Here is a 23,807-nt window from a genome sequence, read left to right on the forward strand (position 1 = left end):
TCAAATCATTTCCCGAATGGGTCGACCCTTGAGAAAGCGATAGAACGGCATGGTCTGGCTGCTGTCCCGCCAGCTGCCGTCACGCAACCGGCCCTCGATGTCCGCCAGCACCTGACGCGTTATCGCGGGAAGATCAAGCGCTGCGATCTCGTCGAGGGAAAACCAGCCGATCCGATCGAATTCCGGATCGGGACGATCGGCGAAGGAGAGGGTGCTGACGATGCTGTCCGCCGAGGCGCAGAAGAAGCGCGTGTCGAACCGGCGCGGCAGTCCCGGCGGCGTGATGGCGCGGGCGATCGGAAAAAGCGTCGCGGGCGCAGGCACGATCCCGGCCGCGGCGAAGGCCGACCAGGCCGGGTTGGAGCCGTCGAGCTTGCCCGGTGTCCCGAGCATGGCTCCGGCCTCCTCGTAGGTCTCGCGGACTGCCGCGAGCATGACGGCCACGGCGTGCCGTTCGGTGAACCGCGCCGGCGTCCCCGCCAGAAGCCGGGATGCTGCATCAGCGGGGAGGCCGAGACCGGCTGCGAGCCTGAGATCCCCGGCTTCCAGGCGGCCGCCCGGAAAGACGAACTTGCCGGGCATGAAGGCGAGCTTTTGAGACCGCTGCCCCATCAGAATGCGGGTCACCGGGCTCGTCTCGTCCAGAAGGATCAGCGTCCCCGCCTGGCGAACGGTCGGCCGCGCGGCGGCCGCCGGCATGACCGAGGAGCGCACGACCTCCGAGGCGCGAACCGGCTCTTGCAAGGCCTAGTGATCCGTATCGTCGGGATTTCCGCTGAAGCCATGCATGCGCATCGCCCACTGCATGCCGATCGTGCCACCCTTGACGGGACGCAGCATCGCAAGGGTCATCACCAGCGTCAGGGGAAGCCAGATTGCCAGGAGGGCGGCAAGCGACAGGGTCGTCATCTCCTCCGTCGCCATGTACAGCGCGACGACGATATGGCCGACGACGAAAACCGTGATGTAGGGCGGGAGATCATCCGCCCGCTGGTGAAACAGCTCTTCCTTGCACTCGGCGCAACGGTCGACGGTCGTGAGGTATCCGCGGAAGACCTGACCCTTGCCGCAGTTCGGGCAGCGGCAGAGAAGCCCTCGACCGATCGAGCGCCACAGCGGGCGGTCAGGCTTGTCCGCGGTGCCATCGAAGGTGGTGATCTCGGTATTTTCGAGGGTCATCGGTTCTTTCTCACTTTGGCCGCGACGTTCTTGGACCGGCCCGGGCGCCCAGAGGGTCGAACGCGCATCTTGTGAAACGAGGCCGAGGACGAGGGTAGCGGCCGTGGCTCGGTCACCATCTCGAACCGCATCGAGCCGGCCAGTGGAATGGCTTCCACCAGCTTCACCAGAACGCTGTCGCCGAGGCGGTAGCCGCCGCCGCTCCGGCTACCGACAAGCGAGTGGCTGACCTCGTCGTAATTGAAGTACTCGTTTCCAAGGCTCGATATGGGGATGAAACCGTCGGCGCCAAAGGCCGGCAGCTGCACAAACAGCCCGGCTTTCGTGACGCCGGCGATGCGTCCGTCGAACTCCTCGCCGATCCGTCCGGCGAGATGATGGGCGATCAGTCGGTCGACCGTATCCCGCTCGGCCGCCATGGCCCGGCGCTCGGCCTTGGAGATCAGCTCGGCCGTCGCCTCCAGCTGCTCCTCGTCCTCGCGGCTGAGGCCGCCCTCGCCGAGCCCGAGCGCCGTCACCAGCGCGCGGTGGACGATGAGGTCGGCATACCGCCGGATGGGCGAAGTGAAATGCGCGTAGCGCATGAGGTTCAGGCCGAAATGGCCGATATTGTCGGGCGAATAGGCCGCCTGGCTCTGCGAGCGCAGCACCACCTCGTTGACGAGGCTCTCGTGCTCGCCGCCGCGCACCTGGGCGAGAATGCCGTTGAAGTGCGAGGGCCTGAGCGCGCCGGATTTTGCCAGGGCGATGTCGAGCGTGCGCAGGAAGTCGCGCAGCGACTCCAGCTTCGACATCGAGGGCGCGTCATGCGCACGGTAGATCAGCGACTGCTTCTTGGCCTCGAGCGCCTCGGCCGCGGCGACGTTCGCCTGGATCATGAACTCCTCGATCAGCTTGTGAGCGTCGAGACGTTCAGGGATCATCACCCGGTCGACCTTGCCGTCGGGGCCGAGGATCAGCTTCTTCTCCGGCAGATCGAGATCGAGCGGCTGGCGCCTGTGCCGGGCATCCTGCAGGAGGGCGTAAGCTGCCCAGAGCGGACGCAGGACATCGGCGAGGATCGCCGGCGCCACAGGCGAGGGCAGGCCGTCGATGGCCGCCTGCGCCTCGGTGTAGGCGATCTTGGCGTGACTGCGCATCAGGATGCGGTGAAAGCTGTGCCGTCGCTTTTCGCCGTCGGCCGAAATGACCATGCGCACCGCGAGCGCCGGGCGGTCGACGTCCGGCTTCAGCGAGCACAGATCGTTGGAGATCCGCTCCGGCAGCATCGGGACGACACGATCGGGAAAATAGACCGAATTGCCGCGAAGCCGCGCTTCGGTGTCGAGCGGCGACCCGGAGCGGACATACCAGGAGACGTCGGCGATCGCGACTGTCAGGACCATGCCGCCGGGATTGGCCGGGTCGTCGTCGGGCCGGGCATGGACGGCGTCGTCGTGGTCCTTGGCGTCGATCGGATCGATCGTGACGAGCGGCAGATCACGCCAGTCCTCGCGATCATTCAGCCCGACGCTCGAGGGCGCGGCTTCGGCGGCCTCGATGACTGAACGCGGGAAGACATGCGGGATGTCGTGGGCGTGCAGCGCGATGGTCGAGATCGCCTTCTCGCTCGACAGCGATCCAATGATCGTGGTGATGCGGCCGATCGGCAGGCCGACGCGCGAGCGCTCGGACGGCTCCACCTCGACGAGATCGCCCTCCTTGGCACCCAGCGACGCGTCCGGCGCGATCCGGTATTCGAGCTGACGCCGCTCGACGGGCTCGACCCGCCCGCCGCCGCCCGGCATCGGCCTGTAGACGCCGAGCGCGATTGTCTTCTTGCGTTCCAGCAGGCGGATGACCGAGGCGGTCGGCGCATCCGGATCGCTGCGGTCGAGCTTTGCCAGGATGCGGTCGCCGATGCCGGCTGCGGGGCCGGTACCGGGCGTCTGGCGCACGGAAAACACCGGACGATCGCCGCTGACGGCATTGTCCCAGCCCAGTGGCACGGCCAGCAGACCGCCGTCTTCGTCGCGGTGGCGAATTTCGAGGACCGTGACGTCGGGAAGTACGCCCGGCCGGACGAATTGCTTGCGCCCGCCCGCCAAAAGGCCTTCGGCCTGCAGGTCGGCAAGGATGTCCTTGAGGAGCAGCCGGCTGTCGCCCTTGACGCCGAACGCCTTGGCGATCTCGCGCTTGCCGGCGCTGTCCGGATTGTCCGCAATGAAGCGCAGCACCGCCTCCCGCGTCAGCACGGTGCTGATGTCGAACGGCTTTGCGCGCTTGGCCATGCTTCTACTCGGCCGCCGGCTTGGCGACTTTCTTCGGGGCCTTGATGAGGGTCGTCACGACCTGCGCCTTGACCGGCGCGGCAGCGACAGGCGCCGCAGGCTTCGCCCGGGCGCTTGTCTTGGCCGCGCCCTCGACAGCCTTCTTCGCGGGCGCCTTCTTGGCCGGAGTCTTGACGACCTTGTCCGCCGCCTTCTTATCCGCCGCCTTCTTGGCCGGAGCCTTCTTCGCCGGTGCCTTTTTCGGCGCCTTCCCGGATTTTTCCGCGCGTTCGTTGAGAAGAATGATCGCCTCTTCCAGCGTCACGCTGGCCGGGTCCTTGCCCTTTGGCAGGGTGGCGTTGATCTTCGCGACGTTCACATAGGGGCCGAACCTGCCCTCCCGCACCGTGATCTGACCACCGAAATCGGGATGCTCGCCTAGCGTCGCCAGCGCCGCCGGAGCGGCGCGCGCGGCAAAGCGATCCTTCTTCTCGGCGATCACGGTGACGGCCCGGTTGAGGCCGACGGTGAAGACGTCCTCGATCGTCTCGAGATTGGCATAGGCGCCGTCATGCTGCAGGAACGGCCCGTAACGGCCGAGCCCGGCGAGAATCGGCTTGCCGCTTTCGGGATGGAGCCCCACCTCGCGTGGCAGCCGGATCAGCTGCAGCGCCTTCTCGAAATCGAGCTCCGCCGGCAGCCAGCCCTTGGGCAGGGACGAGCGTTTGGCTTCCTTGCCCTCGCCCCGCTGGACATAGGGGCCGAAACGGCCCGAACGCAGCGTGATCGGCTCGCCGCTGTCGGGATCGTCGCCCAGCACTTTCGGCTCGTCGAGCCCGGCATCGCCGACGCCTTCGGCCTGCATGTTGCTGCCGAGCTGGCGGGTGAAGTTGCATTCGGGATAGTTGGAGCAGCCGACGAAGGCGCCGAACTTGCCGAGCTTCAGGCTGAGCTGGCCGCCGGCGCAGCGCGGGCAGGCGCGCGGCTCGGTGCCGTCCTCCTTCGGCGGGAAGGCGAGCGGGGCGAGCTCGATGTTCAGCGCGTCGAGAACGTCGGTGACGCGAAGCTCCTTGGTGCCGTCGACCTGGGCGGAGAAATCCTTCCAGAAATCGCGCAGCACGTCCTTCCAGGCGAGTTCACCCGCCGAGATCCGGTCGAGTTGCTGCTCGAGATCGGCGGTGAAGTCGTATTCGACGTATTTCTCGAAGAAGTTGTGCAGGAAGGCCGTGACCAGCCGGCCCTTGGAATCGGGAATCAGCCGGCGGTTCTCGTTGATGATGTATTCGCGGTCCTGCAGCGTCTGCAGCGTCGCGGCATAGGTGGAGGGACGGCCGATGCCGAGCTCTTCCATCTTCTTGATCAGCGAGGATTCGGAATAGCGCGGCGGCGGCTCGGTAAAGTGCTGCGACGCCTCGATCGCCCGCTTCTCCGCCGTCTCGTTCACCTCGATCAGCGGCAGGCGTGCCGACTCGTCGTCGTCACTGTCGGCGGCAGGCAGGGCATCGTCGCGGTGATCGACATAGGCGCCGAGAAAGCCGTCGAAGCGCACGACCGATCCCGTGGCGCGCAGGGTCGCCGTCTTGTCGCCGTTGCGCGCGGCGATGTCGACGGTGGTGCGCTCGATGTCGGCCGAGGCCATCTGGCTGGCGATGGTGCGCTTCCAGATCAGGTCGTAGAGGCGTGCCTGGTCGCGGTCCAGATGCTGCTCGACGTCCTTCGGCAGACGGGCGAAGGATGTCGGCCGGATCGCCTCGTGGGCCTCCTGGGCGTTCTTGGCCTTGCTCGTGTAGATGCGCGGCTTGTCCGGCACGTATTTGGCACCGAAGGTCGAGCCGATGGCGGCGCGCGCGTCGTCGATGGCTTCCGGCGCGATCTGCACGCCGTCCGTCCGCATATAGGTGATGAGACCGACCGTCTCACCGCCGATGTCCATGCCCTCGTAGAGCTTCTGCGCCACCTGCATGGTACGCGAAGCCGAGAAGCCGAGCTTGGCCGACGCTGCCTGCTGCAGTGTCGAGGTGGTGAAAGGCGGGCCGGGATTGCGCTTGGTGGGCTTGGCCTCGACCGAGGCGACCTTGAAGCTCGCGCCGTCCAGCATGGCGCGGATCGTCTCGGCACGCTCGCCGTTCGCAACCGTCAGTCGCTGGATCTTGTCGCCCTCGAAGACGGAAAGGCGCGCGCTGAACTCGTCGCCGCGCGGGGTCGCGAGACGCGCGCCGATGTTCCAGTATTCCTCGGGCTTGAACCGCTCGATCTCCGACTCGCGGTCGCAGACGAGGCGCAGCGCCACCGATTGCACACGGCCCGCCGAACGCGTGCCGGGCAGCTTGCGCCAGAGAACCGGCGAAAGGGTGAACCCGACGAGATAGTCGAGGGCGCGGCGGGCCAGATAGGCGTCGACCAGCGGCTCGTCGATCTGACGCGGATTGGCCATCGCGTCGAGCACGGACTTCTTGGTGATGGCGTTGAAGACGACGCGGCTGACGGGCTTGGTGCCGACGACCTTCTTCTGCCGCAGAACCTCCAGCACATGCCAGGATATCGCCTCGCCCTCGCGATCCGGATCCGTAGCCAGAATCAGCCGGTCGGCTCCCTTCATCGCCTGGGCGATCTCGGTCAGCCGCTTCTGCGAGGCCTTGTCAACGTCCCAGCTCATCGAGAAGTCGTCGTCGGGCAGCACGGAGCCGTCCTTGGCCGGAAGATCCCGGACATGGCCGTAAGAGGCAAGAACCTTGAAGTTCGAGCCGAGATACTTGTTGATCGTCTTCGCTTTTGCCGGCGACTCGACGATGACGAGATCCATGCAGGCGTCCTAGAGTTTGATGACGGAAGCAGTCTGGCGGGGCGGTCATGCCGCCCTCGCTCCGCCACAGCACGCCACACATGGACAGCCAGAGCCGGGGGGTCAAGCCCTTGCAAGGCGAGCCGATCGGCATACTGCAACCTGTAGACGCGCAACTAATATGGTGCTCTTATAGGAGGAACGGCAGCATGGGTACATCGCCGCCGCCGCGCAGTGGACCAAACTCCATCAAGATGACAGCCATGACGCACGGCACGAACAGAGAGTCGCACAATCTTCGGTACGTCAAGGATATGCTGGAGCAGCTTAAGGTTGTCGCCCAGGGTGGGGGAAGCCCCTTCCTCGTCTATCTTATCGATCTCGCCCGGCATGAGGCGGCCGAAAAGCTCAGACTGGGGGGAAGCCCCTTCCTCGTCTATCTTATCGATCTCGCCCGGCATGAGGCGGCCGAAAAGCTCAGACTGGGGGGAAGCCTCCAGTCAGAAGAGCAGGGAAACACGTCCGCCTGAGTGGCGTTCCAGGCGGCCCGCCAGATCCAGTTCGAGCAGGGTCAGGTGAACTGCGCCTGGCGCAGCGCCCGTATGTTCGATCAGATCGTCGATGGCGACAGGTGTCGGGCCGAGCGCTTCGATGATGCCCTCTCTCTCGTCGTCGGTAGCCGTCGCTGCCATCGCTACCTCTTCCGGCTCTTCCACCTCAAGGCCGGGACGGTGTTCCAGCCGGCCATCCATCGGACGCAGCGCCTCGATCATGTCGGATGCTTCGGTGACGAGCAGACTGCCGTCCTTCAGCAACTGGTTCGTACCGCCCGCCCGCGGGTCGAGCGGCGAGCCGGGAACGGCAAACACCAGTCGCCCCATCTCGGCCGCCAACCGGGCACTGATGAGCGAGCCGGAACGCGACGCCGCCTCGACGACGAGGAGTCCGAGCGACAGGCCGGCGACGACGCGGTTGCGGCGAGGGAAGTCGATGGCACGGGGCTCCCAGCCGAAGGGCATCTCCGAGACGAGACAGCCGCCGTCGTCGACGATGCGGCGCATCAGCGGCCGGTTTTCCCGGGGGTAGGGGCGGTCGAGGCCGCCGGCGAAGACGCCGATCGTGCCGGTCTCGAGGCTGGCGTCATGGGCAGCCGCATCGATCCCGCGCGCGACGCCGGAGACCACGACAAAACCGGCGCGGCCGAGTTCGGCGGCGATGTGGCGGGCAAACTTGATTCCCGCCAGCGAGGCATTGCGCGCGCCCACCACGGCGACCGTCGGTCGGTTGAGAACGGAGGCATCTCCCATGATCGCGAGAACCGGCGGCGGGGCGTCGGCGGCCCGCAAGGCCGCGGGGTAGTCCGGTTCGCCGACACAGACGAAGCGGGCGCCGAGCCGCTCGGCCTGCGCCATTTCGGCCTCCGCGGCCTCCGCGCTCGCGACCCGCACGGACCGCGTCGAGCCGCCTCTCTGCGCCAAGGATGGCAGCGCCTCCAGCGCCGCCTGCGCGCTCCCGAAACGGTTGATCAGGGCGCGAAAGGTGACCGGCCCGACATTCTCGCTGCGGATGAGACGCAGCCAGGCGAGACGCTGCTCGGGACCGAGCCGGATGCCGGTCGGGGCATCCGGCTTGCTCACCCCTTGGCTCCGATCTTGCCTTCCGTTCCGGCGAGGAGGCGTTCGATGTTCGGGCGGTGCTTCACATAGACGATGAGGGTCAACAGGCCCGACAGCAGAGCCGCCGAACGATTGCCGAGGGCGAGGTAGGCGAGGGGCACGACGAGCGTCGCCGCCAACGCCGCCAGCGAGGAGTAACGAAACACGGCTGCCATCGCGAGCCAGACCACGGCAAAGACCGCGACGCCGATCGGGGCAAAGCCGAGGAGGATGCCGATATAGGTCGCGACGCCCTTGCCGCCCTTGAAGCCGAGCCAGACGGGAAAGAGATGGCCGAGAAAGGCGCCGAGCCCGGCCGCCGCAGCCGGGTATTCGCCGAATTGCCAACCGATCAGCACAGGAACCGTCCCCTTCAGGACGTCACCAGCCAGCGTCAGCGCTGCAAGAAGCTTGTTGCCGGTGCGCAGCGCATTCGTCGCACCGATATTGCCCGAGCCGATGCTGCGCAGGTCGCCGAGGCCGAAAAGGCGCGTCAGCACGAGGCCGAAGGGGATCGTGCCGGAGAAATAGCCGAGCGCGAAAAGTCCCGAGATGGCCAGCCAGCCGCCGTTCAACATGCCGATCGTCAGCTCCCCGCGCCATCCCTCGAGAACACCGTGCGGCCTGCCACGATGGTGCGCAAGATCCGACCCTGGAAGCGGGCGTTCTCGAAGGCGGTATTTTTGGACTGCGAGCGGATTTCCGCCTTGCTGTAGATGAAGGGCGCATCGAGATCGACGATCGCGATGTCCGCTGGCCGGCCCGGCCGCAGCGTGCCGCGATCGAGCTTCAGGAGCCTTGCCGGCGCCGATGTCAGCGTCTCGACCACCCGCAGCAGCGACAGCGAGCCGTCATGATGGAGGCGAAGCGCCGCCGCAAGGAGCGTTTCCAGCCCGATCGAACCGACCTCGGCCTCGGCGAAGGGGTGGCGCTTGCCGTCCTCGTCGTGCGGATCGTGCGAGGAGACGATGATGTCGATCGTGCCATCGGCGACCGCCTCGACCATGGCCGCCCGGTCGTCCTCACAGCGCAGCGGGGGCGACAGGCGGAAATAGGTGCGGTACTCGCCAATGTCGTTCTCGTTCAGCGCCAGATGGTTGATCGAGATGCCCGCGGTGACGGCGATGCCGCCCGCCTTGGCCCGCCGGACCGCCTCGGCCGACGCGGCGACCGAGATCTTCGCGGCGTGGTAGCGGCAGCGCGTGAGCTCGGCAAGGCGCAGATCGCGCTCGAGCGGAATGACTTCGGCCTCGCGCGGCACGCCGGGGAGGCCGAGCCAGGAGGCCAGCAGGCCCTCCGTCATCACGCCCGATCCGGTGAGGTCGGCGTCCTGCGTCTCATGCATCACCAGCGCGTCGAAATCGCGCGCATAGGTCATGATTCGGCGCAGCAGCGCCGGGTTGGCGATGGTCTTGCGCCCTTCGGTGAACGCCCTGACCCCGGCCGCGCCGAGAAGCCCGATCTCGGTCATCTCCTGGCCGAGGAGGCCGCGCGTCAGCGCCGCGGCGGGAAAGACATTGATGTCGGCGGTCTCGCGCGCCGTGCGCATCACGAACTCGGCGAGCGCGACGTGGTCGACCACCGGATCGGTGTCCGGCATGGTGAGGATCGAGGTGACGCCGCCCGCGGCCGCGGCGCGGCTCGCCGAGCGGATCGTCTCGCGGTGCTCGCCGCCAGGCTCGCCGATGAAGACGCGGGCGTCGATGAGGCCGGGCAGGGCGGCGAGCCCCCGGCCGTCGACGACCTCGGCTCCCTCGGGATGCCCCTGGCCGAGCGCCTCGGCGCCGGCCGCGGCGATGTTGCCGTCGATGACGATGATCGTGCCCGTGGTGTCGATGCCGCGATCGGGATCGACGATGTGGATGCCGTCAAAGACCAGCGGGCGCGTCATTCGTTGCTCCCGAGACCCGGCAGCAGCGCCTGGATCACCGCCATGCGGACGGCGACGCCCATCTCGACCTGCTCCTCGATGACGCTTTGCGGCCCATCCGCGACCTCGGACGAGATTTCGACGCCGCGGTTCATCGGACCGGGATGCATGACCAGCGCATCGGGCCGGGCAAAGGCGAGCTTCTCGGCATCGAGGCCGAAATAGTGGAAATACTCGCGCACCGACGGCACGAAGGATCCGGCCATGCGCTCTCGCTGCAGGCGCAGCATCATGACGACGTCCGCGTCCTTCAGCCCCTCGCGCATGTCGCGATAAACCTCGACGCCCATCTCCCGGATGCCCGATGGCAGGAGCGTCGACGGCGCGATGACGCGCACGCGGGCGCCGAGCGCGTTGAGGAGGAGGATGTTCGAGCGCGCGACCCGGCTGTGCAGCACGTCGCCGCAGATCGCCACGGTCAGCCGGGCGATCTTGCCCTTGTGGCGGCGGATCGTCAGCGCGTCGAGCAGCGCCTGCGTCGGGTGTTCGTGCGCACCGTCGCCGGCATTGATGACGGAGCAGCCGACCTTCTGTGCCAGCAGCGCCACGGCGCCGGCGGCGTGATGGCGCACGATGAGGACGTCGGGCCGCATGGCGTTGAGCGTCATGGCGGTGTCGAGCAGCGTCTCGCCCTTCTTCACCGAAGAGTTCGCCACCGCCATGTTCATCACGTCGGCGCCGAGTCGCTTGCCGGCGAGCTCGAAGGACGCCTGCGTGCGCGTCGAGGCCTCGAAGAAGAGATTGATCTGCGTGCGCCCCCTGAGGACGTTCCGCTTCTTGTCGCGGCGCCGACTGACCTCGACCTCCGCTTCGGCGAGATCGAGCAATTGCTCGATTTCGTGCGGCAACAGGTTCGCCATGCCGAGAAGGTGGCGATGCGGAAAGACCGGAGGGGTGTCGGGCGCGTTCATGTCAAGGCGGGCGTATAGGAGAAACTCGGGGAACCGGCAAGGTCGCTGCGGCGGGGCAGCCTGCAGGGTCGGCCATGGCTCAGGGCAGGGTGGACCGGAAGCCCGACGGGGACCGGCCGCGCCTGTCCGACGCCTGATGGCCGCGGTCCTGCGCAACGCGGCGCGGCGAGGAAAGCCATCCGAACATCGGCTCGCGGTCCTTGCCATTCCGGTACAAATCGCTGCGAACGCAACAGATTAAGGTTAAGGACACCTCGTGATTGATTCCGGTCCGGCCGAGGTTCAGACTGGCTTTATGCTTTGTTAAGCATGGGAGCCGCCGATGCCGCGCATGATGACGACCGTGACCCTGGCTTGCTGGCTCGGCTACTGCGCTGTCGCCTCGCTCACGAGCGGATTCGCCGCGCTGGATGGGGCGATGGGGTCGTCCCTGCCCATGTCCTTCTTGGCGCCGTCCTCCCTACCGGCGTCATTTGTTGGGGATGTCTCCGGCGCCGCGGCCCTTCTCGCCGTGGCCGCCCTGTTGGCTTTCGCCCTCTTCACGCTGCACGCCGAAAAGGACCGGCAGGCGATCGCCAGGGCCGAATGGTTGGGGATTGGCGGTCTCGTCCTGGCAACCGTCGCGATCCTGACCGGGGCGGGGCACTCGCATCCCGTTTCCGATTCCACGGCCATCGCGCTGCTGGCCGTCTCCATCATGGCGATTGCCGTCGACCGGCTGATCACCGTCGAGGAGGAGGAGGAGGACAAAGAAGCATTCGAGGCCGGGATCGCCGCCATCTCGCAGGCCATGGCGCGCCAGACGCAGCTCTATACCCCGTCGCATCTCGACCGCTCACGCCGATGAAGCTGCTCGGCTTCTGGCTCGGCACCATGGCCGTCTTCTGGCTCTGGTTCTGTCTGTCGTCCCTTGATCTCGGCCTGCCGCTGCTGACGAGAAGCTTCCACGACGACACCATGCTGGTCTATGGCTGGGCCCTCGGCGTCGAACCCGCCCTCGTTCCCTGGTTTTTCGCCAAGGCCTTCGCGATCGACGGCGCACTGGTCGCCGCCATCGTCGCCTTTCGCAAGCGCCGGACCCTTTCCGTGAAGCTCGCCGCCGCGACGGCGAACATCGTCACTCTTCTCCGGCGGCTCGAATCGACGAGAGCCGATCGAGTGCGCCCTGCAGAATGAAGGCCGCTGCCGCCGAATCGATGCGCTCGGCGCGCTTCTTGCGGGAGACGTCGGCCTCGATCATCGAGCGCTCGGCCGCGACGGTCGACAGGCGTTCGTCCCAGAAGCAGATCGGGCGGGGGTCGAGCCGCAGATAGTTGCGCACGAAGGCACGCGTCGACTGGGCCCTCGGCCCCTCCGACCCGTCCATGTTCAGCGGCATGCCGATGACGATGCCGCCGCAGCGCTCGTCATCGAGGCTCTTCATGAGCGCCGCCGCATCGGCGCCGAACTTCGTGCGCCGGACAAGCTTTCGCGGCGTCGCCAGCCGCAGGCCGACATCGGACACGGCGATGCCGATCGTCTTGGTGCCGAGGTCGAGGCCCGCGATCAGGCGGCCAGCCGGCACCAGCGCCCGCAACTCCCGAATGTCCACGATGCCCATCGGCACTCCTTTTCGCGCCCGGCAGGACGGAGAAGACCCGTTATCCCTGACGACGCGGCTTGACCCGGCCCGCCCTGGGCTCACATTGCCGCCCAGACGCGACGGGTCATAGCTCGTCGCAGGCCTTCACGTCAGCCAGGGACACCGCACGATATGAAGATTACCCATTTCGGTCACTCCGCCTTTCGCATCGAGACCGGCGCCTCCGTCATCCTCGTCGACCCCTTCCTGACCGGCAACAGCCACTTCACCGGCGATCTGGCGACCGCAAGCCGCGGGCTGACGCACATTGCGCTGACGCATGGCCATGAGGATCACGTCGGCGACACGGTGCAACTCGCCCGCACCACCGGCGCTAAGGTCATCGGAAACTTCGATCTCCTGATGTGGCTCGCCGCGCAGGGCGTCGAGAATATCGAGCCGGCCAACACCGGTGGCACTCTCAAATTCAACGATTTCTCGGTGACGCTGACCCAGGCATTCCATTCGTCGGGGCGCATCGCGCCGGACGGCAGCGTGTCCTATCTCGGCATGCCGAACGGTCTCGTCTTCCATTTCACCGATGGCCCGACAGTCTACCACATGGGAGACACCGATATTTTCGGCGACATGGCGCTGATCGAGGAACTCCATCACCCGAAAATCGGGCTGGTGCCGATCGGCGACCGCTTCACCATGGGCGCCGCCGTCGCCGCGCTCTCCTGCCGCCGCTACTTCGCCTTCGACACGATCGTGCCCATCCACTACGGCACGTTCCCGATGCTCGATCCCAATCCGGCACGGTTCATCGAGGCCATGGAAGGCGACGGCGGCAAGGTCAGAATCCCGGACATCGGTGTCGCCTTCGACGTCTGACGCGCGCTACCGCGCCAGAGGCGACGTGAGACAGGATGACGGCGCGACGGGGGCCTTGTTGCCACCGTCCGGTCGCCTCGCTATAGCGGGAGGACGCGCGACACTTCTCCCGAGCATCGCCCGGCATCCTCCCGCTCGACCAATTCCGGAACCGCCATGTCCGTCGACAATGCCACCGTCCGACGCGTTGCGCGTCTTGCCCGTATCGCCGTCTCAGATGACGATGTGGAGGCCATGAAGGGCGAGCTCAACACCATCCTCGGCTTCGTCGAGCAGCTCGGCGAGGTCGATGTGACGGGCGTAGAGCCGATGACCTCGGTGATCCCGATGGTCATGAAAAAGCGCCAGGACGAAGTCACCGACGGTGCCAAGGCTGACGACATCGTCGCCAACGCCCCGGCACACGACGAGAATTTCTTCATGGTCCCCAAGGTGTTGGAATAGAGTCCGGACAAGGAACCTTTGCCGTGCGCATTGTCATCGCCGAGGAAAGCCCGCTGCAGCCCGAGGTCCGCAACCTGATCGCCGAGCTCAATGCCGCGCTTCTCGCGCTGACGCCGGCAGAGTACTGCTATCACATGACGGTCGACGAAATGGCGGGGCCGGAAACGACGGTTTTCATCGCGAGGGAGGACGGCAAGGCCGTCGGCTGCGGCGCGCTTCGCCGACTCGGATCGTCGGCAGGCGAGGTCAAGCGCATGTTCGTGAAGCCGGCGCTGCAGGGGCGGGGGCTCGGCGGCCGCCTGCTCACTGCGATCGAGGCACGCGCCTCGGCCGACGGGATCGACACTCTCCTCCTGGAGACCGGTGACCGGCATCCCGCAGCCTGGCGGGTCTATGAGCGGGCGGGCTTCACCAGACGGGGCCCGTTCGGCGACTATCCCGACACCGGTTTCTCCGTCTTCTACGAAAAATGCCTGGTCGCCGCGCCGCCGATCGAAGGGTGATCGCGGACCAGTTTTCGCCCCACAGACAAAGCCTTGGCTATGCTCGTCCCGCCGGGGAAGCGGCCTTCAGAATCCGACGAAACGGACCGACATGACCGATCTCACCGCCCTGACCATCGCCGAAGCCCGAACGGCCCTGGCTGCCAAGTCGGCCAGTGCCGCTGAACTGACCGAGGCCTATCTCGGCGCCATCGACCGCGCCAACGGCCAGCTCAACGCCTACATCGCCGTGACGGCGGACAAGGCGCGCGCGATGGCCGCGGCCTCCGACGCGCGCATCGCCAGAGGCGAGGCCGGGGCGCTCGAGGGCATTCCGCTCGGGATCAAGGACCTCTTCGCGACCGAGGGCGTCCATACCCAAGCGGCCAGCCACATCCTCGACGGCTTCGAGCCGGTGTATGAATCCACCGTCACCGCAAACCTCTGGGCCGATGGCGCCGTCATGCTCGGCAAGCTGAACATGGACGAATTCGCCATGGGCTCGTCGAACGAGACGTCCTACTACGGCCCGGTGATCAATCCCTGGCGCCGCAAGGGATCGAACCTCGATCTCGTGCCGGGCGGCTCTTCGGGCGGCTCGGCCGCGGCGGTCGCCGCGCATCTGTGCGCCGGCGCGACGGCGACCGATACCGGCGGCTCGATCCGCCAGCCTGCAGCTTTCACCGGCACTGTCGGCATCAAGCCGACCTATGGCCGCTGCTCGCGCTGGGGCACGGTCGCCTTCGCCTCCTCGCTCGACCAAGCCGGCCCGATCGCCCGCGACGTGCGCGATGCGGCCATCCTCCTGCGCTCGATGGCCTCCGTCGACGCCAAGGACACCACGTCCGTCGATCGTCCGGTGCCGGACTACGAGGCCGCCGTCGGGCGCTCGGTGAAAGGGCTGAAGATCGGCATTCCGCGCGAATACCGCGTCGACGGCATGCCGGCGGAACTCGACGCGGTCTGGCAGAAGGGCATCGAGTGGCTGCGCGAGGCCGGCGCCGAAATCGTCGACGTCTCGCTGCCGCACACCAAATACGCGCTACCGGCCTACTACATCGTCGCGCCGGCGGAAGCCTCGTCCAACCTCGCGCGCTATGACGGCGTGCGCTACGGCCTGCGCGAGACCGGCCGCGACATCACCGACATGTACGAGAACACCCGCGCCGCCGGCTTCGGCCGCGAGGTCAAACGCCGCATCATGATCGGCACCTATGTCCTGTCGGCGGGCTACTACGACGCCTACTACATCAAGGCCCAGAAGGTCCGCACGCTGATCAAGCGGGACTTCGAAGCGGTCTATGCCGACGGCATCGACGCCCTGCTGACCCCCGCGACCCCGTCCGCCGCCTTCGGCATCGGCGACGAGGACATGAATTCCGATCCGGTGAAGATGTACCTGAACGACATTTTCACCGTGACCGTGAACATGGCCGGTCTTCCCGGCATTGCCGTCCCGGCGGGTCTGACGGGCGAGGGCACGCCGCTCGGACTGCAGCTCATCGGGCGCCCCTTCGACGAAGAGACGCTGTTTGCGACCGCGTCCGTGATCGAGAAGGCGGCAGGCCGCTTCACGCCGGCGAAGTGGTGGTGAGTGTCGACGACGAGTGTGGTCCGGCAAGGCCTTCATGACGCTCGGGCCGACCGCCGGCTGGATGCATCTCGGCAGGCTTGCCGGCATCCACATGGAGTTCGACGTCTCCGCCGTCATGCTGGCCCTGACAGACCGCATCTCGGCCAACCCCTGAGGTTCCCCGTGACACGTCTCGCCCCGTCCGACTGCCATTCGATGGCGCAGCTGCGCGCCGAGATCGACGCGCTCGACACCGAGCTTTTCGCCCGGTTCGCCGAACGCATGCGCTATATCCACCGCGCCGCGGAGCTGAAGCGCGCTGCCGGCATTCCGGCCAACGTGCCGGAGCGCGTCGACGAGGTCGTCGGCAATGCCCGCGCCCGGGCCGAGGCTCATGGACTCGACCCGGCGCTCTACGGCGAATTCTGGCGGATGCTGGTCGACGCGGCGATCGCGGAGGAGGAGAGGCTGGGAGTGTGAAAGACGGACACCCGCATCAATCGACGTTCCGGTAGATGTCTGCGAAGCTGAGCCGAGCACCGACCACGTCGACCGAAATCTCGGAGTCCGGCGCATCGATGAGCAGAGGCTCTTCCGGCCAATCGCCGTTCTCCTGACGTGTCCACTGCCATGCGCAGCGCGTCTCCTGGGCGATGATCAGGCATGTACCAAGAGTTGCAAGGGCGAGATATTCCCGCGTCTTTGGACCGAAATCGACATGCATTGTGCTGGTCGGAAGGATCTCGACAAGCACCACCGCTTTGTGCGTCGTCCTGGCACTTCCGGGACCGCCGGCGGCTTCCACCATCACGTCGGCAAAGCGGACGCTGTGCGAACCGGTGGTGACGGCAAAGTCACCTGTCGCGATCTCGTAGGCTGTTGCGTCGATCTGCCGGGCAAGAGCGGTGACAAGGTTGACGGCGATGCGGTTGTGATTGCGTTTCACCCAAGGCAACAAGCGCGGAACTCCATCAACGAGTTCGTATCTGCGATCAAGGGGTTCGGCCCAATGAAAGAATGCCTCGACGGACATTCTGGGCGCGGTGTTGTCGGACCGGGATTGGATATTCATCACTTTTCCAATCAACTGTTTCATCTCCATCTTAGCGCCCTTGCTAGGTCCCGAAAACAGCCGATTTCCAAGCCGTCAACGCCGAACCTTGAACCCCCGGCGCCTTTGCTCTAGCGCTTGCCCAAGCCCTGCCGACACTGCGAAAGACCCGGACATGACCGACCTCGTCGACACCCGCATTCCCGACCCGAAGAAGTTCATCGCCGGCGCCAGCGGCGACTGGGAGATCATCGTCGGCCTCGAAGTGCACGCGCAGGTGCTGTCGAACGCCAAACTGTTTTCCGGGGCCTCGACCACCTTCGGCTCGGAGCCGAACGCCAATGTCAGCCTCGTCGACGCGGCCATGCCGGGCATGCTGCCCGTGATCAACGAGGAGTGCGTGCGCCAGGCGATCCGCACGGGCCTCGGGCTGAAGGCGAAGATCAACAACCGCTCGGTCTTCGACCGGAAGAACTATTTCTACCCCGACCTGCCGCAAGGCTATCAGATCTCGCAGTTCAAGGACCCGATCGTCGGCGAGGGCGTCGTGAAGGTGTCGGTCGGGCCGAACAACAAGGGCGAGTTCGACGAGGTCGAGATCGGCGTCGAGCGGCTTCACCTCGAGCAGGACGCCGGCAAATCGATGCACGACCAGCACGCGACCATGTCCTATGTCGACCTCAACCGTTGCGGCGTCGCCTTGATGGAAATCGTCTCCAAGCCCGACATGCGCTCGGCCGACGAGGCGCGCGCCTATCTGACCAAGCTTCGCACCATCCTGCGCTATCTCGGCACCTGCGACGGCAACATGGACGAAGGCTCGATGCGCGCCGACGTCAACGTCTCGGTCCGCCGTCCCGGCGGCGCCTTCGGCACGCGCTGCGAGATCAAGAACGTCAACTCCATCCGCTTCGTCGGACAGGCGATCGAGGCGGAGGCGCGGCGGCAGATCGAGATCATCGAGGACGGTGGAACGATCGACCAGGAGACGCGGCTCTACGATCCGGCGAAGGGCGAGACGCGCTCGATGCGCTCCAAGGAGGACGCGCACGATTACCGCTATTTCCCCGATCCCGACCTTCTGCCGCTCGAATTCGACGACGCCTATGTCGCCGCGCTCGCCGAGCACCTGCCGGAACTGCCCGACGACAAGCGTTCCCGCTTCGTCGCCGATCTCGGCCTGTCGCTCTACGACGCCTCCATCCTCGTCTCGGAAAAGGCGATCGCCGACTATTTCGAGGCGGTCGCCAAGGGGCGGGACGCCAAGCAGGCGGCGAACTGGGTCATCAACGACCTGCTGGGCGCCTTGAACAAGGCCGGCAAAGCCATTGACGAGACTCCGGTTTCGGCCGCCCAGCTCGGCGCGATCCTCGACCTGATCCGGGCCGAGACGATCTCCGGCAAGATCGCCAAGGACCTGTTCGAGATCGTTTTCACCGAGGGCGGCGACCCGGCCGAACTCGTCGAATCGCGCGGCATGAGGCAGGTCACCGACACCGGCGCGATCGAGGCGGCGGTGGACGCCATCATCGCCGCGAACCCCGACAAGGTCGAGCAGGCGAAGCTGAAGCCGACACTTGCAGGCTGGTTCGTCGGCCAGGCGATGCGCGCCATGGGCGGCAAGGCGAGCCCGGCCGTCGTCAACCAGCTGGTCAAGGATCGGCTGGGCCTGGAGTAGCCGCCAGCCTTTTCGTGATGATCACGTCCAAGGCGTGAAGGGCTTTGCCGCCAACTCGGCAGTGGCGGCGCGGCGTATGCCGACGCAGAATGTGCGCCGGAGCCTTGGCGACGTCCCACCCATGGACGCCTGATGTCCAGGCGTCATCGCCGGCAATGGGGCCGCCGTTAATGATGAATGAAACATTAACGCACCGACCACGGAGGAACGGCTAGAACACGTCGGTCGACTGACGACGGGAGCCTGTTCTTGAACTATTACGGCCCGATCATCCTTGCCTCGAGCGCCTTGCTGATCGCGGTGCACGGGCTCGTCATGCGGCGCCGCGCTGCGAGGCGAAGCGAGACCGGAACCGGGGCGGGACCGTCATCGGCGCGTGTCACGCCGTCCTCGCTGTTTGTCTGGCTCTCGGCGCTCGGCGCCGGTCTCGAATGGCTGCTTCCCACCGGGTCGGCCTTGAAGCCCGTATTGGGATGGCTCGCCGCGGGTGTCGCTCTGGTGATCGCGGCCGAATGCATCATGCGGGCCGCATCCCGCACGCTTCAGCGACATGCGACCACGCAGGACGCCAGGCGCGTCGCCGATGTGCTGGTCGCCGATGGCCTCTTTCGCTCGACCCGCAATCCGATCTATCTCGGCATGCTGCTGCTCTTCCTTGGCGTCGGCGTCGCGGCGACCAGCCTGTGGGCGCTGGCGCTGCTGCCGGCCTATTTCCTCGCACTGCATCTCCTCGTCGTTCGCCCGGAGGAGGCGGCGCTGCGCCACCGGTTCGGCGATCGCTACCGACGCTATGCGGCAAGGGTTCCGCGCTATCTCTGACGACATGCCGAAATCGGCCCCTCCGCCCGTGGGGCCGCCCTGCGCGGGTGGACAATCGGCGCCGGCGGCGCCATAAAGCCGTCGACCAAAAGGCGGATCGCGGCAATGAAGAAGACCCTTCTCGAAATCTTCACATGGTGGCAGGGCCAGACGATGGGCACCCGCTTCCATACCTGGCGCTTCGGCAAGAAGGTCGGCGAGGACGAGCGCGGCAACATCTATTATCAGAATGCCGACGGGTCGCGCCGCTGGGTCATCTACAACGGTCCGGCCGATGCTTCCGCCATCGGTCCCGGCTGGCATGGCTGGATGCATCACCGCGTCGACGTCGCCCCGGCCAGCGAGACCTACACGCCCCGCACCTGGCAGAAGGCGCACCAGGCCAACCGGACCGGCACGCCCGCTGCCTATCGCCCGAAGGGATCCTTGCTCAACCCCTCCGAGCGGCCACGCGTCACGGGCGATTACGACGCCTGGCAGCCCTGACAGGCTCAGCGGCCGCCCCGGCATCCGGACAGTCGCGTGCGGTTCCGTCGTATCGGAGCTTTTCCGCTGTATCGGGAGAAGGGCGCGGATCTTCGATCCCGTCATATTTCGGTCGGCTCTGCCGGCCACCACCGCGGCAGAGAGATTCTCGCCGCAGGAAATGACTGATGAGACTGCTTCCCGCCACCTTGCTCGCCCTATCGGCCCTGACGATCGCAGTTGGCGCGCAGGAACTCCTGCTGCCGCCGATCGATGCCCCGGCGCCCAGCGACGCTCCTGCGCCCGGCGAGGGCGCGGCGACGCCCGCTCCGCCTGCAGAGCGCGTGAAGAACAAGGTCGCCGAGTTTTCCGGTCTCGACAAGATCACCGGGCGGATTACGTCCTTCGATGTCTATATCGACGAAACGGTGCAGTTCGGTGCCCTGCAGGTGACGCCGCGCGTCTGCTATACCAGCCCGCCCAGCGTGCCGCCGCAGACCGACGGTTTCACCGAGGTGGACGAGATCACCCTGGACCGCCAGATCAGGCGCATCTTTACCGGTTGGATGTTTGCCGACTCACCCGGCCTCAACGCCGTCGAGCACCCGGTCTATGACGTCTGGCTGACCGGCTGCAAGAGCGATTCGGCCGTGCCCCCGCCCGCCGGATAGAAGGTCGCGGGCAGGGCGACCGCCTCTTCGAGCCTTTCGTGATAGTCCGCGCGCGAGATCTCGACCGCGCCGAACTGGGCAAGATGGCTGGTGATGAACTGTGCGTCGAGCAGGCGGTATCCCCCAAGACGCAAGCGTTCGACGAGAAAGGCCAGCGACACTTTCGAGGCGTCGGTCTCGCGCGAAAACATGCTCTCGCCGAAAAACGCGCCCCCGAGGCTGACGCCGTAGAGCCCGCCGACGAGATGGCCGTCGCGCCAGGCTTCGACCGAGTGCGCATTCCCGTTCTGAAAAAGCTGCAGGTACAGCTTGCGGATCTCGGCGTTGATCCAGGTGTTCGCCCGGCCCGGCGCCGGCTCGGCGCAGGCGTCGATGACGGCCGGGAAGGCGCTGTCGTAGCGCATCTCGAACGTGCCGCGGCGGATCGTCTTCCTCAGGCTGCGCGACACGTGAAAGCTGTCGAGCGGGATGATGCCCCGCTCTTCCGGATCGATCCAGAACAGTCCCGGATCGTCGGCATTCTCGGCCATGGGAAAGATCCCGCAGGCATAGGCCTTCAGCAGGATCCCCGGCGTGATCTCGAAGCGCTGGTCCCGTCGCCTGGCCATGGCCGGCTCAGTGCGGCTGCTTGTCGGCCAGGTACTTCTCCAGCCAGTGGATGTCGTAGTTGCCGGCGGCAATGTCGGCATTGTCGACGAGGTCGCGGAACAGCGGCAGCGTCGTCTTGACGCCATCGACGACGATCTCGTCGAGGGCACGGCGCAGCCGCATCATGCATTCCTGCCGGGTCCGGCCGGAGACGATGAGCTTGCCGATCAGGCTGTCGTAGAAGGGCGGGATGACATAGCCCTGGTAGATGCCCGAATCGACGCGCACGCCGAGGCCGCCCGGTGTGTGGTAGTGGGTGATGGTGCCGGGCGAGGGGGCGAACGTCGCTGGATCCTCGGCATTGATGCGGCATTCGATGGCGTGTCCCGAAAAGACCACTTCCGACTGCTTCAGCGACAGGCCGACCCCGGCGGCGACGCGGATCTGCTCGTGCACGAGATCAAGCCCGGTGATCGCCTCCGTCACGGGATGCTCGACCTGCAGCCGCGTGTTCATCTCGATGAAGTAGAATTCCCCGTTCTCGTAGAGGAACTCGATCGTACCGGCGCCGCGGTAGGACAGCTGGCTCATGGCATTGGCGCAGATCATGCCGATGCTGTCGCGCTGAGCGTCGGAGAGGGCGGGCGAACGCGCCTCTTCCCAGACTTTCTGGTGACGGCGCTGCAGCGAGCAGTCGCGCTCGCCGAGATGGATGGCATTGCCGGCGCCATCGCCGAACACCTGCACCTCGATATGCCGGGGCTTCTCCAGGTACTTCTCGATATAGACCGCGTCGTCGCCGAAGGCTGAACCCGCTTCCGTGCGAGCGGTGGCAAGTGCCAGCGACAGATCCTCGGCGGTGCGCGCCACCTTCATGCCGCGTCCGCCGCCGCCGGCGGAAGCCTTCACGATGACGGGAAAACCGATCTCCTTGGCGATCTTCGCCGCCTCGACGTCGTCGGTGACGGCGCCGGGCGAGCCCGGCACGACAGGGATGCCAAGGCGCTTGGCCGTGCGCTTGGCCTCGATCTTGTCGCCCATGATCCGGATATGCTCGGCGGTCGGGCCGATGAAGGTGATCTTGTGCGCGTCCAGAATGTCGGCGAAGCGCGAGTTTTCCGACAGGAAGCCGTAGCCTGGGTGCACCGCGTCGGCGCCGGTGATCTCGCAGGCCGCCAGGATCTGCGGAATGTTCAGATAGCTGTCGCGCGACGGCGGCGGGCCGATGCAGACGCTCTCGTCGGCAAGGCGGACATGCATGGCGGCGTTGTCGGCCGTCGAATGCACGGCGACCGTCGGGATGCCGAGTTCCTTGCAGGCGCGCAGTACCCTGAGGGCGATCTCGCCGCGATTGGCGATCAGGATTTTCTTGAACATCGTGCTTCTCGCCTCAGCCGATGACGACGAGCGGTTCGCCGTACTCGACCGGTTGGGCATTGTCGACGAGGATCTTCTTGACCTTGCCGGCACGCGGGGCCGGGATCTGATTCATGGTCTTCATCGCCTCGATGATCAGGAGCGTCTCGCCCTCGACGACCGTCTGGCCGATCTCGACGAAAGGCTTGGCGTCGGGTCCCGAGGCGAGATAGACCGTGCCGACCATGGGCGAGGGCACGCTGCCAACCTCGGGGCCGGTTGCCACCACCGCCGCAGGCGGGGCCGACTGCATGTCCGGCGCGTAGCCTGCCTGCTGCGGAAAGGGTGCCATGTGCATCTGGGCGGGATAGCCGCCGAATTCCTTCTGGCGGCAGACGCGCACGCGCAGCGTACCCTGCTCGACTTCGATCTCGGTCAGATCCGTGTCGTTCAGGATATCGGCCAGCTCGCGAACAAGGCCGCGGTCGATGATGTTGTCTTTGGTGGACATGCTTTACCTTTGAACCTGGCCGGACTGCCGGGGGACTGCGGGCGGACCCGAACGCATTCACGGGCCCGCATCGAAGAGGCGCCTGCCCAGGCCGTGCCGTTACGCGATCGCTACCAGCCTACGATGACGAAACTCTTGATGAGAACCGATGTCGACGCGCCGACACGCGGACAGCGGCAAGATCGGCCGTGTATAGACCGAGCCGCCCGCTTCGAAAAGCCGAAAGATCGGCCGCGCGGTAAAGCCTTCAGCAGGCGGTCTTACCACAACTGCGGACGTTGGCGATCTTCTCGGCCAAGCCCTCCATGCCGATGGCGCCGGGCACCACCTCGTTGGCAAGGACGTAGGAGGGCGTGCCGGTGATCTTCAGAAGCTCGGCGATGCGCGCATCCTCCTTCAGCGTTTCCTCGACCTCCGGCGACGTCATTGCCGTGCGGATGGCCGCTTCGTCGACCCCGAGCTCCTCGGCGACGGTAAGGGCGCTGTCGGCGTTTGCGACGCCCTTCAGCCCGAGGAGCTTCATGTGGAAATCGACATAGCGCTCCGGCGCGACATGCCTGAAGGCCAGGCTGACCTGGCTCGCCTCCATCGACTGGGGGCCGAGGACCGGAACTTCCTTCAGGACGAATCGGAGCTTCGGATCGGCCTCCACCAGCGCCTGCATGTCGGTCATTGCCTTTTTGCAGTAGCCGCAATTGTAGTCGAAGAACTCGACGATCGTCACGTCTCCCTGCGGATTGCCGAAGACCGTGCCGGCCGGCGTTGCGAAAAGATTCGGACCGGCCAGCGCGATCGCTTCCTTCTGCTCGGCCAGTTCCTGGACCTGTCGCTTGGCCTGCAGGGCGTCCATCGCCTCGAGCAGCACCTCCGGATTGCGGATGAGATAGTCCCGGACCACGGCTTCGATGTCGGTCTTTTCGCCCGCGGTGAGGGCCATCGCCGGGACGGGGGAAGCCAGGGCCAAGGCTGCGGCCGTCGCGGCGAGGAGAGACTTTCGAATCAAGATGG

Annotated in this window: 26 protein-coding genes; 12 read left to right on the top strand and 14 right to left on the bottom strand. The window is 66.3% G+C overall.

The annotated features are described in order from the left end of the window. Genes Sa4125_RS10075 through topA form a run of 4 tightly spaced genes read right to left on the bottom strand, consistent with a single transcriptional unit; the run spans position 1 to position 6,231 of the window. A complete protein-coding gene (locus Sa4125_RS10075; RefSeq protein WP_224006648.1) occupies positions 1-744 on the bottom strand; it encodes an NUDIX hydrolase in 744 nt (247 codons plus the stop codon). 3 nt (positions 745-747) lie between these two features. Continuing rightward, entirely contained in the window at positions 748-1,179 is a 432-nt protein-coding gene (locus tag Sa4125_RS10080) for a DUF983 domain-containing protein (RefSeq protein ID WP_224006651.1), read from the bottom strand. Beyond that, positions 1,176-3,449, bottom strand: coding sequence for a ribonuclease R (rnr, locus tag Sa4125_RS10085; RefSeq protein WP_224006654.1), 2,274 nt, complete (start codon positions 3,447-3,449; stop codon positions 1,176-1,178). Before rnr ends, Sa4125_RS10080 begins: the two co-directional genes overlap by 4 nt. 4 nt (positions 3,450-3,453) lie before the next feature. Next, entirely contained in the window at positions 3,454-6,231 is a 2,778-nt protein-coding gene (topA, locus tag Sa4125_RS10090) for a type I DNA topoisomerase (RefSeq protein WP_224006657.1), read from the bottom strand. A gap of 188 nt (positions 6,232-6,419) precedes the next feature. On the opposite strand from topA, the gene Sa4125_RS10095 reads away from it, so the two are divergent. Continuing rightward, the gene (locus tag Sa4125_RS10095; protein WP_224006660.1) at positions 6,420-6,740 is read left to right on the top strand and encodes a hypothetical protein; all 321 of its coding nucleotides are present in this window, start codon (positions 6,420-6,422) and stop codon (positions 6,738-6,740) included. Here the strand turns inward: Sa4125_RS10095 and dprA are convergent. The 4 genes from dprA to Sa4125_RS10115 are packed head-to-tail and all read right to left on the bottom strand — an operon-like array spanning position 6,711 to position 10,706. Beyond that, complete coding sequence (gene dprA / locus Sa4125_RS10100) at positions 6,711-7,847, bottom strand: DNA-processing protein DprA (protein WP_224006663.1); 1,137 nt, start codon at positions 7,845-7,847, stop codon at positions 6,711-6,713. The two genes, Sa4125_RS10095 and dprA, sit on opposite strands and share 30 nt — an antisense overlap. Next, positions 7,844-8,443, bottom strand: coding sequence for a glycerol-3-phosphate 1-O-acyltransferase PlsY (gene plsY, locus Sa4125_RS10105; protein WP_224006666.1), 600 nt, complete (start codon positions 8,441-8,443; stop codon positions 7,844-7,846). The genes dprA and plsY overlap by 4 nt, the downstream gene beginning before the upstream one ends. Before the next feature lie 8 nt (positions 8,444-8,451). Then, a complete protein-coding gene (locus tag Sa4125_RS10110) occupies positions 8,452-9,756 on the bottom strand; it encodes a dihydroorotase (RefSeq protein WP_224006668.1) in 1,305 nt (434 codons plus the stop codon). Beyond that, positions 9,753-10,706 (bottom strand): aspartate carbamoyltransferase catalytic subunit, encoded by a 954-nt coding sequence (locus Sa4125_RS10115; protein WP_224006670.1) that lies wholly within the window; start codon positions 10,704-10,706, stop codon positions 9,753-9,755. The genes Sa4125_RS10110 and Sa4125_RS10115 overlap by 4 nt, the downstream gene beginning before the upstream one ends. A gap of 322 nt (positions 10,707-11,028) precedes the next feature. Here Sa4125_RS10115 and Sa4125_RS10120 point away from each other — a divergent pair, with 322 nt between their 5' ends. Together Sa4125_RS10120 and Sa4125_RS10125 are read left to right on the top strand one after the other, a co-directional pair. Continuing rightward, complete coding sequence (locus tag Sa4125_RS10120) at positions 11,029-11,553, top strand: hypothetical protein (protein WP_224006672.1); 525 nt, start codon at positions 11,029-11,031, stop codon at positions 11,551-11,553. Next, positions 11,550-11,882: a DUF6105 family protein gene (locus tag Sa4125_RS10125; RefSeq protein ID WP_224006674.1), complete on the top strand. Its 333-nt coding sequence runs from the start codon at positions 11,550-11,552 to the stop codon at positions 11,880-11,882. The genes Sa4125_RS10120 and Sa4125_RS10125 overlap by 4 nt, the downstream gene beginning before the upstream one ends. Here the strand turns inward: Sa4125_RS10125 and ruvX are convergent. Further along, positions 11,824-12,306, bottom strand: a complete 483-nt coding sequence (ruvX, locus tag Sa4125_RS10130) for a Holliday junction resolvase RuvX (protein ID WP_224006676.1) — start codon at positions 12,304-12,306, stop codon at positions 11,824-11,826. The genes Sa4125_RS10125 and ruvX overlap by 59 nt on opposite strands. A 153-nt stretch (positions 12,307-12,459) precedes the next feature. On the opposite strand from ruvX, the gene Sa4125_RS10135 reads away from it, so the two are divergent. From Sa4125_RS10135 to Sa4125_RS10155, 5 genes are all read left to right on the top strand, one after another. Next, positions 12,460-13,161: a metal-dependent hydrolase gene (locus tag Sa4125_RS10135; protein ID WP_224006678.1), complete on the top strand. Its 702-nt coding sequence runs from the start codon at positions 12,460-12,462 to the stop codon at positions 13,159-13,161. Between the two features lie 156 nt (positions 13,162-13,317). Continuing rightward, complete coding sequence (gatC, locus tag Sa4125_RS10140) at positions 13,318-13,605, top strand: Asp-tRNA(Asn)/Glu-tRNA(Gln) amidotransferase subunit GatC (protein WP_224006681.1); 288 nt, start codon at positions 13,318-13,320, stop codon at positions 13,603-13,605. A 23-nt stretch (positions 13,606-13,628) separates the two neighbouring features. Next, on the top strand, positions 13,629-14,108 hold the full coding sequence (locus Sa4125_RS10145) for a GNAT family N-acetyltransferase (RefSeq protein WP_224006684.1): 480 nt from the start codon (positions 13,629-13,631) through the stop codon (positions 14,106-14,108). 91 nt (positions 14,109-14,199) lie between these two features. Then, positions 14,200-15,681, top strand: a complete 1,482-nt coding sequence (gene gatA / locus Sa4125_RS10150; RefSeq protein ID WP_224006689.1) for an Asp-tRNA(Asn)/Glu-tRNA(Gln) amidotransferase subunit GatA — start codon at positions 14,200-14,202, stop codon at positions 15,679-15,681. Positions 15,682-15,876: 195 nt separating this feature from the next. Beyond that, positions 15,877-16,140, top strand: a complete 264-nt coding sequence (locus Sa4125_RS10155; protein ID WP_224007724.1) for a chorismate mutase — start codon at positions 15,877-15,879, stop codon at positions 16,138-16,140. Between the two features lie 16 nt (positions 16,141-16,156). On the opposite strand, the gene Sa4125_RS10160 is transcribed toward Sa4125_RS10155, so the two are convergent. Further along, complete coding sequence (locus Sa4125_RS10160) at positions 16,157-16,762, bottom strand: Uma2 family endonuclease (RefSeq protein WP_224006692.1); 606 nt, start codon at positions 16,760-16,762, stop codon at positions 16,157-16,159. A gap of 124 nt (positions 16,763-16,886) precedes the next feature. Between Sa4125_RS10160 and gatB the strand changes: the two genes are divergently transcribed. The 4 genes from gatB to Sa4125_RS10180 all read left to right on the top strand — a co-directional run bounded on the left by gatB (position 16,887) and on the right by Sa4125_RS10180 (position 20,344). Continuing rightward, positions 16,887-18,389 carry an Asp-tRNA(Asn)/Glu-tRNA(Gln) amidotransferase subunit GatB gene (gene gatB / locus Sa4125_RS10165; protein ID WP_224006695.1) on the top strand — a complete coding sequence of 501 codons (1,503 nt, stop codon included), beginning with the start codon at positions 16,887-16,889 and terminating at the stop codon, positions 18,387-18,389. Between the two features lie 249 nt (positions 18,390-18,638). Further along, positions 18,639-19,208, top strand: a complete 570-nt coding sequence (locus Sa4125_RS10170) for an isoprenylcysteine carboxylmethyltransferase family protein (RefSeq protein WP_224006698.1) — start codon at positions 18,639-18,641, stop codon at positions 19,206-19,208. A gap of 105 nt (positions 19,209-19,313) precedes the next feature. Further along, positions 19,314-19,694 carry an NADH:ubiquinone oxidoreductase subunit NDUFA12 gene (locus Sa4125_RS10175; RefSeq protein ID WP_224006701.1) on the top strand — a complete coding sequence of 127 codons (381 nt, stop codon included), beginning with the start codon at positions 19,314-19,316 and terminating at the stop codon, positions 19,692-19,694. Positions 19,695-19,861: 167 nt separating this feature from the next. After that, positions 19,862-20,344, top strand: a complete 483-nt coding sequence (locus Sa4125_RS10180) for a DUF2155 domain-containing protein (protein WP_224006705.1) — start codon at positions 19,862-19,864, stop codon at positions 20,342-20,344. Here Sa4125_RS10180 and aat read toward each other — a convergent pair. The 4 genes from aat to Sa4125_RS10200 all read right to left on the bottom strand — a co-directional run bounded on the left by aat (position 20,284) and on the right by Sa4125_RS10200 (position 23,802). Then, entirely contained in the window at positions 20,284-20,952 is a 669-nt protein-coding gene (gene aat, locus Sa4125_RS10185) for a leucyl/phenylalanyl-tRNA--protein transferase (RefSeq protein WP_224006708.1), read from the bottom strand. The genes Sa4125_RS10180 and aat overlap by 61 nt on opposite strands. A gap of 7 nt (positions 20,953-20,959) precedes the next feature. Beyond that, a complete protein-coding gene (gene accC / locus Sa4125_RS10190) occupies positions 20,960-22,309 on the bottom strand; it encodes an acetyl-CoA carboxylase biotin carboxylase subunit (RefSeq protein ID WP_224006711.1) in 1,350 nt (449 codons plus the stop codon). Positions 22,310-22,322: 13 nt separating this feature from the next. Further along, on the bottom strand, positions 22,323-22,799 hold the full coding sequence (accB, locus tag Sa4125_RS10195) for an acetyl-CoA carboxylase biotin carboxyl carrier protein (RefSeq protein WP_224006714.1): 477 nt from the start codon (positions 22,797-22,799) through the stop codon (positions 22,323-22,325). 247 nt (positions 22,800-23,046) lie between these two features. Continuing rightward, positions 23,047-23,802: a DsbA family protein gene (locus tag Sa4125_RS10200; RefSeq protein ID WP_224006717.1), complete on the bottom strand. Its 756-nt coding sequence runs from the start codon at positions 23,800-23,802 to the stop codon at positions 23,047-23,049. Between the last annotated feature and the right edge of the window lie 5 nt (positions 23,803-23,807).

Origin of the sequence: Aureimonas sp. SA4125, from assembly GCF_019973775.1 — a bacterium.
Taxonomy (GTDB): domain Bacteria; phylum Pseudomonadota; class Alphaproteobacteria; order Rhizobiales; family Rhizobiaceae; genus Plantimonas.